We start from the raw sequence: 17,485 nt of genomic DNA, 5'->3' as shown, positions 1-17,485 counted from the left end.
AAACAACTAAAAGATATAGAATAATGGCTTTTGATATTAAAATGATTAAAAGTGTGTACGAATCGTTACCACAAAGAATAAAGACAGCAAAAGATGTATTAAACAGACCTTTGACTCTCACCGAAAAAATACTATATGCACATCTGTCGAAAGACGAAGCCTTGAAAGACTATAAACGTGGCGAAGATTATGTGAATTTTTCACCCGATCGTGTGGCTATGCAGGATGCTACGGCTCAAATGGCTCTCTTGCAATTGATGAATTCGGGGCGTCAACGCGTTGCCGTGCCAACAACCGTCCATTGCGATCACTTGATACAGGCATATAAATCGGCAAAACCTGACTTGGAAACCGCCGAGATAACCAATAAAGAAGTTTTTGATTTCCTTAGCAATGTTTCCAACAAATTCGGAATCGGTTTCTGGAAACCCGGCGCAGGTATTATTCATCAGGTAATTCTTGAAAATTATGCTTTTCCGGGAGGTATGATGATCGGGACAGATTCGCATACACCCAATGCGGGAGGTCTGGGTATGATAGCCATCGGAGTTGGTGGAGCTGATGCCGTAGACGTTATGGCCGGGATGCCTTGGGAACTGAAAATGCCTAAGATTATCGGCGTGAAACTGACCGGAAAATTGTCGGGATGGGCATCGGCAAAAGATGTTATACTGAAGCTGGCCGGTATCTTGACCGTAAAAGGAGGCACAAATGCAATTATTGAATATTTTGGAGAAGGAACACGCTCGCTTTCGGCCACAGGCAAAGGGACTATCTGTAATATGGGTGCGGAAGTGGGTGCTACAACTTCGATATTTCCTTACGACGAAAAGTCGGAAGAATATTTGATTGCCACAGGGCGCAAAGATATTGTGGATGTTATCAGTCCGGTAAAAGATTATTTGAAGGCTGATGCAGAAATTGAAGCGAACCCCGAAAAGTATTACGACCGCATCATTGAAATAAACCTGAACGAACTGGAGCCTCAGGTAAATGGACCTTTTACACCCGATGCCGCACATTCTTTGTCTGAGTTTGCAAAAGTGGTGAAAGAAAAGGGTTATCCTCAGGCGATGGAAGTAGGATTGATAGGTTCTTGCACCAATTCTTCTTACGAAGACATGTCACGAGCAGCGTCGATAGTGAAAGATGCAAAAGAAAAAGGCGTTTCCGTAAAAGCTCAATTTATAATAAATCCGGGGTCGGAACAGGTAAGGTACACTGCCGAACGTGACGGAATTTTGAAAGAGTTTGAAAATGCCGGAGCCACCATCATGGCTAATGCTTGCGGGCCTTGCATCGGTCAGTGGAAGCGTGAAACGGACAATCCTGATAGACCCAATTCTATTGTCACCTCATTCAACAGGAATTTTGCGAAACGTAACGACGGAAACCCGAATACTCACGCATTTGTGTCTTCGCCCGAAATTGTGGCGGCATTGACAATTGCCGGAGATCTGTGTTTCAACCCGATGAAAGATACTTTGATCAATGATAAAGGTGAAAAAGTGATGCTGAAAGAGCCTGTTGGTGACGAATTACCGAAAAAAGGCTTTGGTGTGGAAGACTTGGGATATGCAGAGCCTATTGCGGATGGCAGTAATATTGAAATAACCATTGATCCGCAATCGCAACGCCTGCAAGTATTGCAGCCTTTCAAGGCTTGGGATGGAAAAGATATTACAGATCAACCACTATTGATAAAAGCGAAGGGAAAATGTACGACCGACCATATTTCGATGGCAGGACCTTGGCTGCGATTCCGTGGACATTTGGATAATATCTCTGATAATATGCTGATTGGGGCTGTTAATGCTTTCAACGATAAAACTAATTCCGTATTGAATAGCGAGACCGGCGAATATGAGGCTGTTCCGCAATTGGCAAGAGAATTTAAAGCTAAAGGAATTGGTTCGATAGTTGTTGCAGAAGAAAATTACGGGGAGGGTTCTTCGCGCGAACATGCTGCAATGGAGCCTCGTTTTCTGAATGTGAAAGCTATTATCGTAAAATCGTTTGCACGGATTCACGAAACCAATTTGAAAAAGCAAGGAATGCTTGCCCTTACTTTTGTGAATAAAGATGATTATGACAAAATAAGGGAAGATGATAAAATAAGCATCATCGGTTTGGCTGATTTTCAACCGAAAAAGAACTTGCAAGTTGAGTTGAAACATTCTGACGGAACAACAGAAACATTCGATGTAGCACATACTTACAATCAGCTTCAGATAGAGTGGTTCAAAGCAGGTAGTGCATTGAATTATATGAAGAAAAAATGATAGAGATGGATATTGTAGAAATTAATGAATCTCATTTCGAGAAACTTATATCTCTATTCAAAGAGTTTGCAATCTTTGAAAAGCTGCCTGAATTAATGATAAATTCGGTGGATAAAATGAAAGCTGAAAAAGACCTGTTCAAGGGTTTTGTTGCAGTAGACAAAAATGATGATATTGTTGGATATACCGTCTTTTTCTTTGCATATTATACATGGACCGGAAAAACCCTATATATGGACGACCTTTATGTGTGTGAATCACATAGAAGTAAAGGCTTAGGTACGAGGCTGATAAATAAAGTTATAGAATATGCAAGATCGGAAAATTGTACAAAAATGAGATGGCAAGTCTCAAACTGGAATGCAACTGCTATAAAATTTTATGAAAATCTCGGAGCAACAATTAATCACGTTGAACGAAATTGTGATTTAATATTATAACATGATCTGTAAAATAAAACAAATGATATGCCTCAAAAAGTAACAATAGAAAACGGAAAACTAAATGTACCTGATAATCCCATCATTCCTTTTATTGAAGGAGATGGAGTGGGTAAAGAAATATGGAAAAATGCTCAACCTGTAATTGATCGTGCTGTTGAAAAAGCATATCAGGGAAAAAGAAAAATTGAGTGGAAAGAGGTTCTTGCCGGTGAAAAAGCCTTTAATCAAACCGGTTCTTGGCTGCCAGATGAAACAATGAACGCTTTTCGTGAATATCTGATAGGCATAAAAGGCCCTCTCACAACCCCCATAGGAGGAGGTATTCGCTCTTTAAACGTGGCTCTGCGTCAAGATTTGGATTTGTATACTTGCCTGCGTCCTGTGCGTTGGTTCAAAGGGGTAGTTACTCCGCTTAAAGAACCTGAAAAGGTGAATATAACTGTTTTCAGGGAAAATACGGAAGATATTTATGCAGGAATTGAATGGATGCAAGGAACGGACGAAGCTAAGAAATTCTACAAATTTCTGCACGATGAAATGGGCGTGACAAAAGTTCGCTTTCCCGAAACTTCTTCATTCGGAGTAAAACCTGTTTCCGTAGAAGGAACAGAACGCCTTGTATGTGCAGCCATTGATTACGCATTGGTTAATAATTTGCCTTCTGTTACTTTGGTTCATAAAGGCAATATAATGAAATTTACGGAAGGCGGTTTCAAAACGTGGGGATATGCCGTGGCCGAACGTGAATATGGAGATCGAGTCTTCACAATGCAGCAATGGGAAAAAATAAAGAAAGAAAAAGGAGAGACTGAAGCCAACAAAATATTGGAAGAAGCGAAAGCCTCGAAAAAACTTATCGTCAAAGATATTATTACGGATGCCTTCCTTCAAAATTCATTGTTGAAACCTACGGATTATTCTGTCATTGCAACATTAAACCTGAATGGTGATTACGCTTCCGATCAGTTGGCTGCAATGGTTGGCGGAATAGGAATAGCACCCGGCGCAAACATAAACTACGAAACCGGGCACGCCATATTTGAGGCAACACACGGAACGGCTCCCGATATTGCGGGAAAAGACATCGTGAACCCATCATCGCTGATTTTATCTGCTGTGATGATGTTGGAATATATCGGATGGAATGAGGCTTCTGATTTAATTATCAACGGATTAGAGTCGATGTTCAGTAACGGTGAGGCTACTGTCGATTTGGCTCGTTTTATGGATAATGGAAACTCATTGCCGACTAGTCGGTTTTGTGCTGCTTTGAAAGAAACTCTATAACATTATAAAGAAAACATTATGAAAAATCTGGTAAAAAGAATATCCGAAACCATAAAAGCAACAACACAGATAGACCCTGAGTTATTTAAAGTTCATAATGTGAAAAGAGGTCTTAGGAACGAAGATCATACAGGAGTGGTTGTTGGGTTGACTAGAGTAGGGGATGTAGTAGGTTACGAAAGAAATGATGATGGAACAACATCTGCTATTCCCGGTCAACTTTTATACAGGGGGATCAATATTGAAGATATAGTTCGGGCCGCCCAAAAAGAAAACCGGACAGGCTTTGAAGAAGCTGTGTTTCTTATTTTGGCGGGTTATCTTCCCAAGAAAGAAGAGCTGGACGAATTCACTGCCCTTCTGAGCAGAACTATGGATTTGAACCAGAAGATTACGATGCACATCCTTGATCTTGAGGGTCAGGATATTATGAATATTCTTGCCCGTTGTGTTCTTGAACTGTATACCTTTGACGAAAACCCTGACGACACATCGGAGGAGAACCTTATAGAGCAGTCTCTCAATCTGATAGCTACATTTCCCACTATCATAGCTTATGCCTACAACGCATTGAGGCACAATCAGGGAAAATCGTTGCACATACGACACCCGAAGCCGGGACTGTCTCTGGCCGAAAATTTCCTCTATATGATGAAGGGACACAATAAATATACTGCCCTTGATGTAAAAATCCTCGATCTGGCTCTTATGGTTCATGCCGATCACGGGGGAGGTAACAATTCCACGTTTACAGTGCGTGTAACCAGTTCGGCCGGAACTGATACTTACGCATCCATAGCTTCGGGCATCAACTCTTTGAAAGGGCCTCTTCATGGTGGAGCAAACCTGCGGGTGGTGGATATGCTGAACTATATCAAGAAAAATATAAAGGATTGGACAAATGTGGACGAAATCGACACGCTGCTGAAAAAAATATTGAATAGGGAAGCGTACAACGGAACAGGACTCATATATGGTATAGGTCATGCAATTTATACTATATCCGACCCTCGTGCGATGCTTCTTAAAGAGATGGCGAGAGATTTGGCCGTAGAAAAAGGGCGTGAGGCGGAGTTCAATTTTTACAATCTGCTTGAAGAAAGGGCGATCAAAAATTTCATGGAGTTTAAAGGTACGAATGTGAAAAAACAGGTCTGCGCCAATGTGGACTTCTATTCGGGATTTGTGTATGACATGATCGGATTGCCACAGGAAATATATACGCCGCTTTTTGCTATGGCTCGTATAGTAGGGTGGTGCGCCCATCGCAACGAGGAACTGAATTTCAAGCAAAAACGAATTATTCGTCCGGCATACAAAAATGCCTGCGATCCAAGGGAATATGTACCTTTAGAAAAAAGATAACAAAAAAGCCAGTCTCTCAACTGGCTTTTCTCATTTTAGATACGGTAATATCTCCGTTATCTTTTCTATTCGTATCAGATTGGGAGTGTTGACTTTATCCTCCATTTTTTCGTGTGCCCATGTACGATGGAAAGGGATGTAGGCGGCATAACCTCCTATTTCGAGAACGGGAATTATATCCGATTTCAAAGAATTGCCTACCATCAGAAACTCATCGGGAGAGCAATCCAGATGATCTATAAACTTTTGATAATTTGGCACTTGCTTATCGCTCATTACTTCTATATGATGAAAATATTTCTCCAGTCCCGATTTTTTCAGTTTTCTTTCCTGATCCAGCAAATCACCCTTAGTTGCCACAACCAATTTGTATTTGCCGTGCAACGCATCCAGAACGTCCGTTACACCGTCCAACAATTCTATGGGCTTGTTTAAAATGTCTTTTCCCAGTCCGATAATTTTTTCAATAACATGCTGATCTACTTTATTTTTCGATATTTTCAGCGCAGTTTCAATCATGGATAAAGTGAAAGCTTTCACACCAAATCCATATATTGGCATATTTCCGATCTCAACATTCAATAATGCGGGAGAAATATCTTCGAAAGGCATATATTCTTGTATCAATTCTCGAAATTTATACTCTGTTTCATCGAAATATGTCTGATTCTCCCACAAAGTATCGTCCGCATCAAAGGCTATGACTTTCACATTCTTCATTTCTTTTCGATTTAATTATTAAGAAGATAAGGCTCTTTTTTTCGCTAAGAAGTCTTTAATTCCTCCAATATGTTCACGTACTTTTTTATCCGAAAATTCGTAAACTTTAGTAACCAATCCATCCAGAAAATCACGGTCGTGAGATACCAGAATAACAGTTCCGTCATAATCAAGAAGCGCATTTTTCAAAACTTCCTTTGTTTTCAGGTCAAGGTGGTTGGTAGGCTCATCCAGAATAAGGAGGTTTACGGGTTCAAGCAATAATTTAATCATAGCCAGACGGGTTCTCTCTCCTCCGGATAGCACTTTGACCTTCTTCTCCGAATCTTCTTTATTGAACATAAACGCACCTAATATGCTACGTATCTGCGTGCGTATATCGCCCTCTGCCACACGGTCGATTGTTTCGAATACAGTAAGGTCTTCGTCTAACAATTGAGCCTGATTTTGAGCGAAATAGCCGATCGTCACGTTGTGTCCTAGCATTATATTCCCATCGTAAGGAGTTTCGCCCATCACGCATTTTACGAATGTAGATTTACCCTCACCGTTTTTTCCTGCCAAAGCGATTTTTTCGCCTCGTTCTATCATCAGGTTGGCATTTTCAAAGACCAGGTAATCATCGTATTTTTTAGTCACCATATCCACCGTTAAAGGATATGTTCCAGAGCGGGTTGCAGGCTGAAAGCGAATCCGAACCGAAGACTTGTCCTCTTCGTCAATTTCTACACGCTCCATCTTTTCAAGCTGGCGTATACGGCTCTGAACCAGAACTGCTTTAGCCGCCTGAGCACGGAAACGCTCTATAAATTCTTCAATTTCCTGTATCTGTTTTTGCTGGGCTTCCCAAGCGTGAATCTGTTGTTGGCGACGCTCTTGGCGTAATTCGAGATATTTAGAATAATTTACTTTGTAATCGTAAATTCGTCCCATAGTCAACTCTATGGTACGAGTGGTTACTGCATCAATAAACGCACGGTCGTGCGAAATAAGCACAACTGCATTCGCGCGTGTTTGAATAAACTCTTCGAGCCATCCAATAGACTCAATATCAAGATGATTTGTCGGTTCGTCCAATAACATTATATCAGGATTGCGAAGCAATAGTTTTGCCAATTCGATACGCATGCGCCATCCTCCACTAAATTCGCTTGTAGGTCTGTCCAGATCGGAACGAAGAAAACCTAGACCTAATAAAGTTTTCTCAACTTCCCCGTCAAAATTTGTGTCTTCTATTCTCGCCAAACGTTCGTGAGCATGTGTAAAGTCATCTATAAGTTTGGCATAATCGTCTGATTCATAATCGGTACGGGTTTCAAGCTGTTTGTTCATATCCTCAATCATGTTTTGGAGGTCATAGATATGAGCAAATGCCAAAGACGCTTCCTCTCGGACTGTTCTTTCATCCGAAACAGCCATCACCTGAGGCAAATAACCTATTGTGGTTCCATCAGGCATAGATAGCGTTCCTTTATAATTATTATTTACCTTTGCAAGGATTTTGAGCATGGTACTTTTTCCCGCACCATTCTTTCCGACAAGGGCGATACGATCTTTATCGTTGATAATGAAGTTTATATTGTTAAATAATATCCGTCCGGATAACTCTACTTTTAGTCCTTCTACAATTAACATTTCGATTTTTAGTATATGAAATTTGAAACGAGGAGCAAAAGTAGTCAAATGTTTCGAGATATTTATTTACTTTACCCCGTAAACCTAAGATTTAAAATGAAAGTAAAAATCTCTCAGTGTTGTTGCCACATACTGAGAGATTCTTTTTTCTGTTTCTAGTCTTGTATTTTTATGGCAATCATGTTGTCTTCTCCCCAACTACCTTGAGCAAAGTGTACTAAGTTAACATCTTCTAAAATAGCACTTCCATCTATATAAACGATTATAGCAGTATATGTTTTGGGGGAATTGGTTTGATTATCAAGAATAATACCTCCTGTTATTGACGAAAAATTTGCACTTACACCTATTGATCCTGAAATTAAAAATCTTTGTACTACATCTGAAGTTACAAGGCAATTTTCTGTTTCGATAGGAACATCTCCGTCTGTAAAACTCGCTCTAACCCAGTAAGAATTCTTGTTCGATTTATCAAGTTTCATCAAATAAGATGCGTGAATCCACCACTTACCGGGAGGTAAGGTTATTGTTGTGCCGGTACTGATATTTGTTTTACTGATAGAAACTGTCCAATCTGTTTTTCTATTCCATACCGGCAAGACAGTTTGTATTCCACTGGCTGCCCACCGACCGTTACCGTTAGCATCACAGGTGAGTACTCTATCTACAGATTGTGTACCGTCCTGCAAGCGGAAGCCTGCTCCTGCCGTTGCTGCCCTGATGTCAACTTTAGTCTGGGGACTGTTTGTGCCTACACCAACCCTGCCTAGGGTATCCACCACCACATCGTCCGAAAAGTTCGTGTTTCCACTCGTGTTTCTTTGCCCGTCAATGTGAAATATACCTTGAGGATTTTCGGTATTAATCCCAACCTGCGATTTTGCTATTGTTACTGATAAAATCAGTAACAAAACAGTAAGATTTCTTTTCATAATTTTTTGTTGTTTTTGTGATTTGTTTTACGGTTAATGTGTTGAATTTTAAGATACTGCCTCTCTGTCACTTGTAGAGTGACAGAGGAATGCTTTTGTAGTTGGTATCTGCCTAATTTTTAAATTATTAAGCGAAATATGAAATAGACGAATTAGCTTTTAGTTTAACACACGTAAAACATGCTGATAAAATGAGAATAAGTCTCAATAATAAGAAGTTGATAACTTGATGTTTATGCGAAAAAGTGATTGCTTTTCAAACATTTTTTTGCAATACATTCGTTTAACACGATGATATATAAATACTTAAACAACAAACTGAATGAAACCCAAAAATGACAAACAAATAGATTTTATACGTCTGGAGAAAGGTGAAATATGGAACCCGAAAGCGGGGGATAATAAAATAATTATCGTTATGGATGGTGAAATATATTCCTCTTCTTCAACCTCCAACAGAATAAAAATTCCAGCCTTCAATATGATTTTTTATCCCTTTCAGGATAAAGTATCGCTCGAAGCAATGAAGAAGTCAGAGATAGTCTTAATCGGCTTCTCCAACCGTTCGGAGCTTTGTTGTATTCTTTCATCACTTCATCGTTCGCAAGAACAAGAAGAAGGCATCGCTCTGCTTCCCATTAAGCCTGTAGTTGTCACTTATATTCAAGTTCTGCAAGAATATATCAGCAAAGGTATTGACGATTGTAACTTGTTGGATTTGAAGCTGAAAGAGTTTTGGTACATACTCAAAAACTTCTATTCGGAGAAGCATCTGCACGGCTTTTTCAAGATGTTGGCATGGGACGATTTTCTTTTTTCGGAGCAGGTGCATACTTATCTGCCGGAGATTCGTTCTGTGCGCCAACTGGCTGAGAAGATGAGTTATAGCTATTCAGGGTTCAACAAGCGTTTCAGGCGGGTATTCAATACGTCGGCATACAATTGGGTGAGAAATCACAAGGCAAAACAGGTGTATCAGGACATTTGCCAAACAAACAAAAGCCTGAAAGAGATAAGCACAAATTATAATTTTGCCACCTTATCTCATTTCAATGAATTTTGCCACAAAAATCTGGGGTGTTCTCCATCCGAAATCAGAAGAAAAAACAGAACTAAACAATATCTATAAAAAAAGAAACTCCGTCACTCTACAAGTGACAGAGCCTTTTCAGTGTCTCATTATCAGTGTACAAAGGTATTATTTTTTTTGCATAAACAAAATAGAAGAATGCTTAATTTAGGACAAATTGTTTCGAGATTATGCAATATGTATAAATCATTAGAGTAACTTAGTACAAAACCTTCATTTCACAATTTTTGCAGTCAAATTCAAGACGCAAGCGGGTATTGTTGTACACAAGATAGAAAGGTTCTTTGTATACGTGTTCAGAGTTTTTTTCTTTCGGGCACCAACCTAGCGACTGCTTGATACAATGACGAGTAAACATCAGTGGCACATTGTTTTGCTTCTCTTTTTCAAAAGCTAATTCTTTAACAGTAGATTGATGTTGAAGATAGAATTGTCTGCTTTTTTCGTTCATCACATTTCCCAGATATGTTATATCATGCGTAGGAAATGGATGTGCTGTGGGCAGATGTTCCATCTTTTCAACAATATGAGAACGCAATCTTTCATCTGTCAGTTTATCAATAAGTTGCCTGCGCCAGTCGGATAGGGTGGAGGAGGGGATAAACCAACTCTCCGAAAGCTCTATAATCACATTTCTAACTTTGAAAATAGTATTTCCCGTCTTACTCAGGTTTGCCTGTATATTTTCGGTTTGATCTTTTTTGGCTAGTTCAAGGTTATGCTCAAATTGTAATTCGGTTATATTTCCGTCTTCATCTTCAGCTGATAGACAGAAGCCTTTTGCAGTCTCAGTTAAAGATACATTTATATCTATTTTTCGCTCTGCTGTTTTTTTACTTAACTCTTTCTCAAATTCGTGATCGAAATTACGATAAACTTCTGTCCCTTTTCTTATGTGAATGTTGTTTTCGTACGGAAAAATCTTTTCCCCATCAACCCTGTTGACACGTATTCCTTGAAGTTCTTTCTTATCGTTCAAAAAACACAATCCGTCGCCGTTATTCAATATCTTAGTTCCGGAAAGGACAAAGAATTTATCAAAAATATCTTTTACCTTTCCAATGGGTTCTCCAATGGACTTCGGGGTGTCTATCGACCAAATTTTTTCTGACGGTCTGCCATCAAAAAAATACTTGGTGAAACCTCTGTTAAAACTTTTTTTCAAATCGGGAGTAAATGTATAAGTCGATTTACCCGATGATGCTCTGATGTATTCAGGATGCCTGCTGAGTATTTTATCTAATTTTTGCCTGTAATATGCCACTACATTTTTTACATACGAAATATCTTTCAACCGACCTTCAATTTTTAAAGAACTTGCACCGGCATCGAGCAATTCTTCCAAATGATCGGAAAGATTCAAGTCTTTCATCGATAGTAAATGCTTATCTTGTAATATTCTCACACCATTTGAATCTACCAATGTGTAAGGCAATCGGCAATACTGAGCACAAGCTCCCCTGTTGGCACTGCGTTTTGACAAGGCTTCACTTAAATAGCACTGTCCACTATATGAGACGCATAATGCACCATGAACAAAAACTTCGAGAGGCGTTGATATTTGAGATGCGATTTTTCTAATCTGATCTACTGAAAGTTCACGAGCCAAGACTATTTGTGAAAATCCGGTCTGTTCAAGAAACCGGGCTTTTTCAACAGTTCTGTTATCAACCTGTGTACTAGCATGTAAAGGAATCGGAGGAAGATTGAGCATCAATATTCCCATATCCTGAACAATTACTGCATCAACTTTTATTTCATACAACTGCCAGATAAGTTTTTCCGTATCTGCCAGTTCTTCGTCTTTTAATATTGTATTAAGGGCGACATAAACCCTCGCACCGAAAAGATGGGCATGATTTACAAGCTGTTCAATATCTTCCAGGCTATTGCCTGCTGCCGAACGGGCGCTAAACCGAGGCGCACCTATATATACAGCGTCAGCACCATGATTAATGGCTTCTACTCCACACTCCAGATTTTTTGCAGGAGCTAGCAGTTCTATTTTTCTGGCTATTATCAATTTTTTTCTGTCTTTGATTAAGGAAATGCAAAGGTAGAAAAGATTAATCAAAACTTTTGTTAAACATAAATATTGTGCCGGATGTTAATTGATTGTTGTAAATTTGCATCCCATAATATGAAAATCAACAGAGCTATAACAGTATCACTCATTGTTGCCATTGCTTTTTTTATGCAAGGGCTCGATACTACTGCCGTTAATACTGCCATTCCGGCAATGGCACGGTCTTTTGGCACAGATATAGTTCACTTAAGTGCCGGAGTAACTTCGTACTTGATTTCGTTGGCTATATTTATACCTGTCAGCGGATGGATTGCAGACAGATTTGGCACAAGAAAGGTATTTTGTACGGCAATCGTATTGTTTGTACTCTCTTCTATTCTCTGCGGAAGTTCTCAAACACTAAATCAATTCATCATTTATCGTATAATGCAAGGAATGGCGGGGGCAATGATGACCCCTGTCGGTCGTTTAGCCGTATTGAAGGCTACCCCCAAAGAAGATTTGGTAACCGCAATGGCCTACATAACATGGCCGGCGTTGGTGGCTCCGATAGTTGGACCTTTAGTCGGTGGTTACCTCACCACTTATGTATCGTGGCATTGGATATTTTATTTGAATATACCGATAGGTATAATATGTGTGCTGCTGGCATGGCATTTCTTTCCGAAAGAAGAGGAAGAAAACAACTTCAAGCGTCATTTCGATTTTGTCGGGTTCGTTCTTAGCGGACTTGCTCTGGCTGGATTTATGTACGGAGTAGAACTTCTTAGCCAGGATGGAAAATCTTATCTGTATTCCATTCTGATAATCGCTACAAGCATTGGTTTGCTCTACCTGAACGTGAAATATTCAAAGCATACTTCCAGTCCGTTAATCGACTATTCCATAATAAGAATACCAACTTACAAAGTAACAATTTTCACCGGATCTCTTTCCCGAATGGTTATTGGCGTGGCGCCTTTTCTTGTTCCTCTTATGTTTCAGGAAGGGTTTGGACTAAGTCCTTTTGAGTCTGGTTTACTATTTTTGTCTACAATGGCAGGAAATCTGATGATGAAGCCTATAACAGTCTGGGTGATGCACCGTTACTCATTCAGGTATGTGCTCATTGCTAACGGATTGATGATCGTACTGTTTACTGTTTTAACAGCGTTTTTGCTACCAACAACTCCAACGGTTCTGATTGTTGTGGTTATGTTCCTGTCGGGAATGTTCCGCTCCATGCAATTCAGTGCTATTACCACCCTTGCGTTTGCCGATGTTCCACAAGAGCGTATGACGGCAGGCAACACATTATACAGTACGGTTCAGCAAATGTCAACAGGTCTTGGTATTGCTATGGGAGCCGTACTGCTCCGATTTTCGAGCGCTATCAACGGGGGAGGGGAAGGGTATTCCGTCGCTGATTTTCGCCTGTCTTTTCTTATGGTTGCTTTACTTGGTTTCATTTCTCTGTATGGCTATACAAAGCTGTCACCCAATGCCGGAGATGTGGTGAGAATAAAGAAACATTAAGTATGCGAATCGGCATGACAAATCTTTCGGGCAGACCAGAGGCCTGCCCCTACAAACGTTTTTGTTATAGTAAATCCAAATACAGATTTTAATGAATACATAAAGATTTAGTATATTCGCATTTCTAAAAGAAAATGGAAGAAGATAAAGATATTGATTTTACTATTCAGGAAGATTGGCAATAACTTTGAAAACTTACTAGAAAAAAGATGCTACTACAATTAAAACCTAACAGACAAAGGGCAAAGAACGCGATAACATTTATTTGGATTGTTTTTGCTTTAAACATGTTAATAATACTTTTCTCCATAATTCAACTGATATATGGCGAATCTTTTGATATAAGAAAAATAATAGATAAAACATGGTTACTAAGTTTTGATCTGATTTACCTTTCTGTATATGTGGCTTCTGTTGTTACATTTATCCAATGGTTCAGGCGTGCTTATTACAATCTGAATGCAAGGATAGGAAATACTTTAAGTCGTTCTGATGGGTGGGTTGCCGGTAGTTGGTTTATACCTTTTGTCAATTTATATTTGCCATTTAAGTTAATGAGAGAGATGTATGAAGAGACTGATAAATATCTTGTTTCCAGAGGAAATGAAACATACAAAGCAGAAAGATTGGGCACAGGTGATGTATATACATGGTGGACTCTTGTTATTTTATATACCGTAAAATTTAGTATTACTTCATCCGGTACAAAAAAATCTTTTTTAACTATCGTCACCAATGAATATATTGCTCTTGCCATAAACACAATACTCTTTATCTTGTTAACGATATTGACTATTATTGTTATCCAAAATTATTCTAAACTAGAACTGTTATTGGTAGAAGAAGAAGTGAAAGATAACAATATGAAAGAAAATTATCCTACTGAGCCTACAACCTCTTTAGAAAAGTAATTTATTCTATACATCTTGATATCATCTCTTTCATAATTGAAAAAAAATAACGAAATTTGCCAGCCTTGAAAGACTAACTAATTAATCGAAATAAAAAACGTATCTAAATTCAAGATGAAAAAAAGCGCATTACAAGTAGCTAGAGCTTCTTATCAACCCAAAATGCCTAAAGCATTGTATGGGACTGTTAAAGTTGAAGAAGGAGCTGCAACTCAATCGGTAGCAGATCAGGAAGAAGTGAAAAAACTTTTCCCTAATACTTATGGTATGCCTATACTTAAATTTGTGGAGGCTACTGAAAAAGTTGATCTTCCTGCAATGAATATTGGAGTTATTCTTTCCGGTGGACAAGCTCCGGGCGGACATAACGTTATTGCCGGAATTTTTGATGGTATCAAAAAACTGAACAAAGACAGTAAGGTATACGGTTTCCTTATGGGACCGGGCGGTCTTATTGACCATAAATATATGGAGCTTACATCCGACATTATAGACGAATACCGTAACACGGGTGGTTTCGATATCATTGGTTCTGGTCGTACTAAGTTGGAAACCAAAGAGCAGTTTGACAAAGGTCTTGAAATATTGAAAAAACTTGATATCAAAGCCGTTGTCATTATTGGTGGAGATGATTCAAATACAAATGCTTGTGTATTAGCAGAATATTACAAAGAAATAAACGCAGGTGTTCAGGTAATCGGTTGTCCTAAAACTATTGACGGTGACCTGAAAAACGAAATGATTGAAACTTCTTTTGGTTTCGACACTGCATGTAAAGTATATTCCGAGGTTATCGGAAACATTCAGCGCGACTGTAACTCGGCTCGCAAATACTGGCACTTTATCAAACTGATGGGACGCTCTGCTTCTCACATCGCTTTAGAGTGCGCTTTGCAAACACAACCTAACTATTGCCTTATTTCGGAAGAAGTTGAAGCTAAAAAACAATCTTTAGATGAAATAGTAGCAGACATAGCTTCTGTTGTAGCAAAACGTGCAGCGAAAGGCGACAATTTCGGAACTGTACTTATTCCGGAGGGATTGATCGAATTTATTCCGGCCATCAAAGCTCTTATCGCCGAACTGAACGATTTCTTGGCACATCACCAAGACGAATTTAATGCAGTGGCTAAAGACAAACAACGTCAATACATTATTGATAACCTTTCTGCCGATAACGCAAAAGTATACGCAAGCCTTCCTGAAGGTGTTGCCCGTCAGTTGACACTTGATCGTGACCCTCACGGAAATGTTCAGGTATCTTTGATCGAAACAGAAAAACTTCTTGCCGAAATGGTTGGAAATAAATTGGCAGAATGGAAAAAAGAAGGAAAATACACAGGTAAATTTGCTTCTCAAGTACATTTCTTCGGATACGAAGGTCGTTGTGCTGCTCCTTCTAATTATGATGCCGATTATTGTTATGCTCTTGGCTACACAGCATCGGCACTTATCAGTGCAGGAAAAACAGGCTATATGTCATCAGTTCGTAACACTACTGCTCCTGCCGATCAATGGATTGCGGGTGGAGTTCCTGTAACAATGATGATGAACATGGAACGTCGTCATGGCGAGTTGAAGCCGGTTATTCAAAAAGCATTGGTAAAACTGGATGGTGCTCCGTTCAAATTTTTTGCAGAGAATCGTGCAAGATGGGCTGAAAACACTGAGTATGTATATCCGGGTCCAATTCAATATTTTGGTCCGACAGAAGTTTGTGACCAACCAACTGTTACCTTGAAATTGGAACAAGCTAAATAAAGCTAAGTTGCTTAGATAAAACGAAAAAAGGTTGCTATTCATTGAGTAGCAACCTTTTGTTTTTGTATATTTTCCGTTTTTTAAACTTTCATAACAATATAAGTATACTTTATGATGTAGGTATTTGTCTTCTGTTGTCCATTTATATCTTCTCTTTTTATGAATTTTTAGGTGTCTCCGTTCATTTAGAAGTATTATTAAATCTTCTCCTCCAAAAATAATATTTATATTTGAATCTTATTTGTTAAAAATTAACAACAAGCATTTGTTAAGCAATAAATTAAGATATATTTAGCTATTATTCAGAATGATAAAAAAAATATATATAACACTCTTTCTTCTATTCACGGTAATTGTCATAACTAATGCGAGGAATATTAATATAGCTATCAGTGATTCTACACAAATAAGCATACTTACAAGCTATCCTTACGATGCTGAGATGTATACCGTTTATGGGCATACAGCACTTCGAGTCAATGACATGAAAAATGACCGTGATATTGTTTTCAATTACGGGCTTTTCGATTTTAACGCACCTAATTTTGCATATCGGTTTGCTAAGGGAGAAACAGATTATATGGTTGGAGCCATCCCTTTCGAATATTATCTGGAAGAATATGAAAAACGGGGAAAACCTGTGGTTGAACAGGTTATAAACTTAACCCAATCGGAAAAGGAAAAAATTTGGCAAGCTCTAGTCATCAATTGCATGCCCGAAAACAGGGAATACAGATATAACTACCTGTTTGACAATTGTGCAACACGTATACGAGATATTATAGAAAAATACGTGGAAGGAAATATTACCTATACACCCACAGGCAAAGAGCAATTGTTCAGGGATTTACTTCACGAACACAACAGCCTGCTACCTTGGTCTGCCTTTGGTATAGATTTGATATTGGGTAGTGGATTGGACAGGACTGCTACGGACAGGGAAAAAATGTTTCTGCCGATCTATTTAATGCGTGCATACAGTGGGGCAACAATAGAAAATGGAAATGAAACCCGCAAATTAGTTTCGTCCGAATCTATCATAATAAATGAACACAATTCAAGTTCCAGCCATATCATCCAATATCCACTTATTGCAGGTTGCGTGTTATTACTATTCACTATCTGTGTTTTATATGCTTGCATCAGGTCGAAACTGACAATATTCTACAAAATATATACTTTTTTGCTGTTTTTTGTGGCAGGAATTGCAGGTTGTGTCATATTTTTTCTGATGTTTTTTTCGGAACATCCCGCAACCAATCCAAATTGGAATATAATTTGGCTGAATCCTTTACAATTAATATTCTCGCTATTCTTTTTCTTTAAATTCAGTTCAAAAGTTATTTATTACTATCATTTTATTAACTTTGCAGCCCTAAGTTTGTTCCTTTTGGCGTGGTTTTTGATTCCGCAACAACTGAATGTGGCATTTATACCATATATATTGTCGTTGTTGGCTTGTTCCGGCGCCAATATATGGTTGTATATGAAAATTGCCGGAAAGTAATTTTAGATTAA

13 protein-coding genes are annotated in these 17,485 nt (G+C 38.8%); 9 read left to right on the top strand and 4 right to left on the bottom strand.

Going from position 1 to position 17,485, the window contains the following annotated elements; genetic code table 11:
• Positions 1 to 23 precede the first annotated feature (23 nt).
• Genes D0T56_RS05360 through D0T56_RS05345 form a run of 4 tightly spaced genes read left to right on the top strand, consistent with a single transcriptional unit; the run spans position 24 to position 5,377 of the window.
• Positions 24 to 2,282 (top strand): aconitate hydratase, encoded by a 2,259-nt coding sequence (locus tag D0T56_RS05360; protein ID WP_163319108.1) that lies wholly within the window; start codon positions 24 to 26, stop codon positions 2,280 to 2,282.
• Positions 2,283 to 2,287: 5 nt separating this feature from the next.
• Positions 2,288 to 2,722, top strand: coding sequence for a GNAT family N-acetyltransferase (locus tag D0T56_RS05355; protein WP_163319204.1), 435 nt, complete (start codon positions 2,288 to 2,290; stop codon positions 2,720 to 2,722).
• 27 nt (positions 2,723 to 2,749) lie between these two features.
• Entirely contained in the window at positions 2,750 to 4,012 is a 1,263-nt protein-coding gene (icd, locus tag D0T56_RS05350; RefSeq protein ID WP_163319107.1) for an NADP-dependent isocitrate dehydrogenase, read from the top strand.
• An 18-nt stretch (positions 4,013 to 4,030) separates the two neighbouring features.
• On the top strand, positions 4,031 to 5,377 hold the full coding sequence (locus D0T56_RS05345; RefSeq protein ID WP_163319106.1) for a citrate synthase: 1,347 nt from the start codon (positions 4,031 to 4,033) through the stop codon (positions 5,375 to 5,377).
• A 30-nt stretch (positions 5,378 to 5,407) separates the two neighbouring features.
• Here D0T56_RS05345 and D0T56_RS05340 read toward each other — a convergent pair whose 3' ends face one another.
• The 3 genes from D0T56_RS05340 to D0T56_RS05330 form a co-directional block, all read right to left on the bottom strand.
• Positions 5,408 to 6,097, bottom strand: a complete 690-nt coding sequence (locus D0T56_RS05340; protein ID WP_163319105.1) for an HAD family hydrolase — start codon at positions 6,095 to 6,097, stop codon at positions 5,408 to 5,410.
• Positions 6,098 to 6,115: 18 nt separating this feature from the next.
• A complete protein-coding gene (locus D0T56_RS05335) occupies positions 6,116 to 7,732 on the bottom strand; it encodes an ABC-F family ATP-binding cassette domain-containing protein (RefSeq protein WP_163319104.1) in 1,617 nt (538 codons plus the stop codon).
• Between the two features lie 155 nt (positions 7,733 to 7,887).
• Complete coding sequence (locus D0T56_RS05330) at positions 7,888 to 8,664, bottom strand: hypothetical protein (RefSeq protein WP_163319103.1); 777 nt, start codon at positions 8,662 to 8,664, stop codon at positions 7,888 to 7,890.
• Between the two features lie 322 nt (positions 8,665 to 8,986).
• Between D0T56_RS05330 and D0T56_RS05325 the strand changes: the two genes are divergently transcribed.
• Positions 8,987 to 9,793, top strand: coding sequence for an AraC family transcriptional regulator (locus D0T56_RS05325; protein ID WP_163319102.1), 807 nt, complete (start codon positions 8,987 to 8,989; stop codon positions 9,791 to 9,793).
• 160 nt (positions 9,794 to 9,953) lie between these two features.
• Here the strand turns inward: D0T56_RS05325 and D0T56_RS05320 are convergent, their stop codons facing one another.
• Complete coding sequence (locus tag D0T56_RS05320; RefSeq protein WP_163319101.1) at positions 9,954 to 11,777, bottom strand: U32 family peptidase; 1,824 nt, start codon at positions 11,775 to 11,777, stop codon at positions 9,954 to 9,956.
• Positions 11,778 to 11,894: 117 nt separating this feature from the next.
• Between D0T56_RS05320 and D0T56_RS05315 the strand changes: the two genes are divergently transcribed.
• The 4 genes from D0T56_RS05315 (at position 11,895) to D0T56_RS05300 (ending at position 17,474) form a co-directional block, all read left to right on the top strand.
• The gene (locus D0T56_RS05315) at positions 11,895 to 13,295 is read left to right on the top strand and encodes a DHA2 family efflux MFS transporter permease subunit (protein ID WP_163319100.1); all 1,401 of its coding nucleotides are present in this window, start codon (positions 11,895 to 11,897) and stop codon (positions 13,293 to 13,295) included.
• 209 nt (positions 13,296 to 13,504) lie between these two features.
• Positions 13,505 to 14,206 carry a DUF4328 domain-containing protein gene (locus D0T56_RS05310; protein ID WP_221412336.1) on the top strand — a complete coding sequence of 234 codons (702 nt, stop codon included), beginning with the start codon at positions 13,505 to 13,507 and terminating at the stop codon, positions 14,204 to 14,206.
• Between the two features lie 114 nt (positions 14,207 to 14,320).
• Positions 14,321 to 15,967 carry a diphosphate--fructose-6-phosphate 1-phosphotransferase gene (locus D0T56_RS05305; protein WP_163319098.1) on the top strand — a complete coding sequence of 549 codons (1,647 nt, stop codon included), beginning with the start codon at positions 14,321 to 14,323 and terminating at the stop codon, positions 15,965 to 15,967.
• Between the two features lie 307 nt (positions 15,968 to 16,274).
• The gene (locus tag D0T56_RS05300; RefSeq protein ID WP_163319097.1) at positions 16,275 to 17,474 is read left to right on the top strand and encodes a DUF4105 domain-containing protein; all 1,200 of its coding nucleotides are present in this window, start codon (positions 16,275 to 16,277) and stop codon (positions 17,472 to 17,474) included.
• The last annotated feature ends 11 nt before the right edge of the window (positions 17,475 to 17,485 follow it).

The sequence above is a fragment of the Dysgonomonas sp. 520 genome (genome assembly GCF_010501095.1).
Classification (GTDB): Bacteria; Bacteroidota; Bacteroidia; order Bacteroidales; family Dysgonomonadaceae; genus QVMP01.
This window is presented reverse-complemented; position numbering and strand designations above follow the sequence as displayed.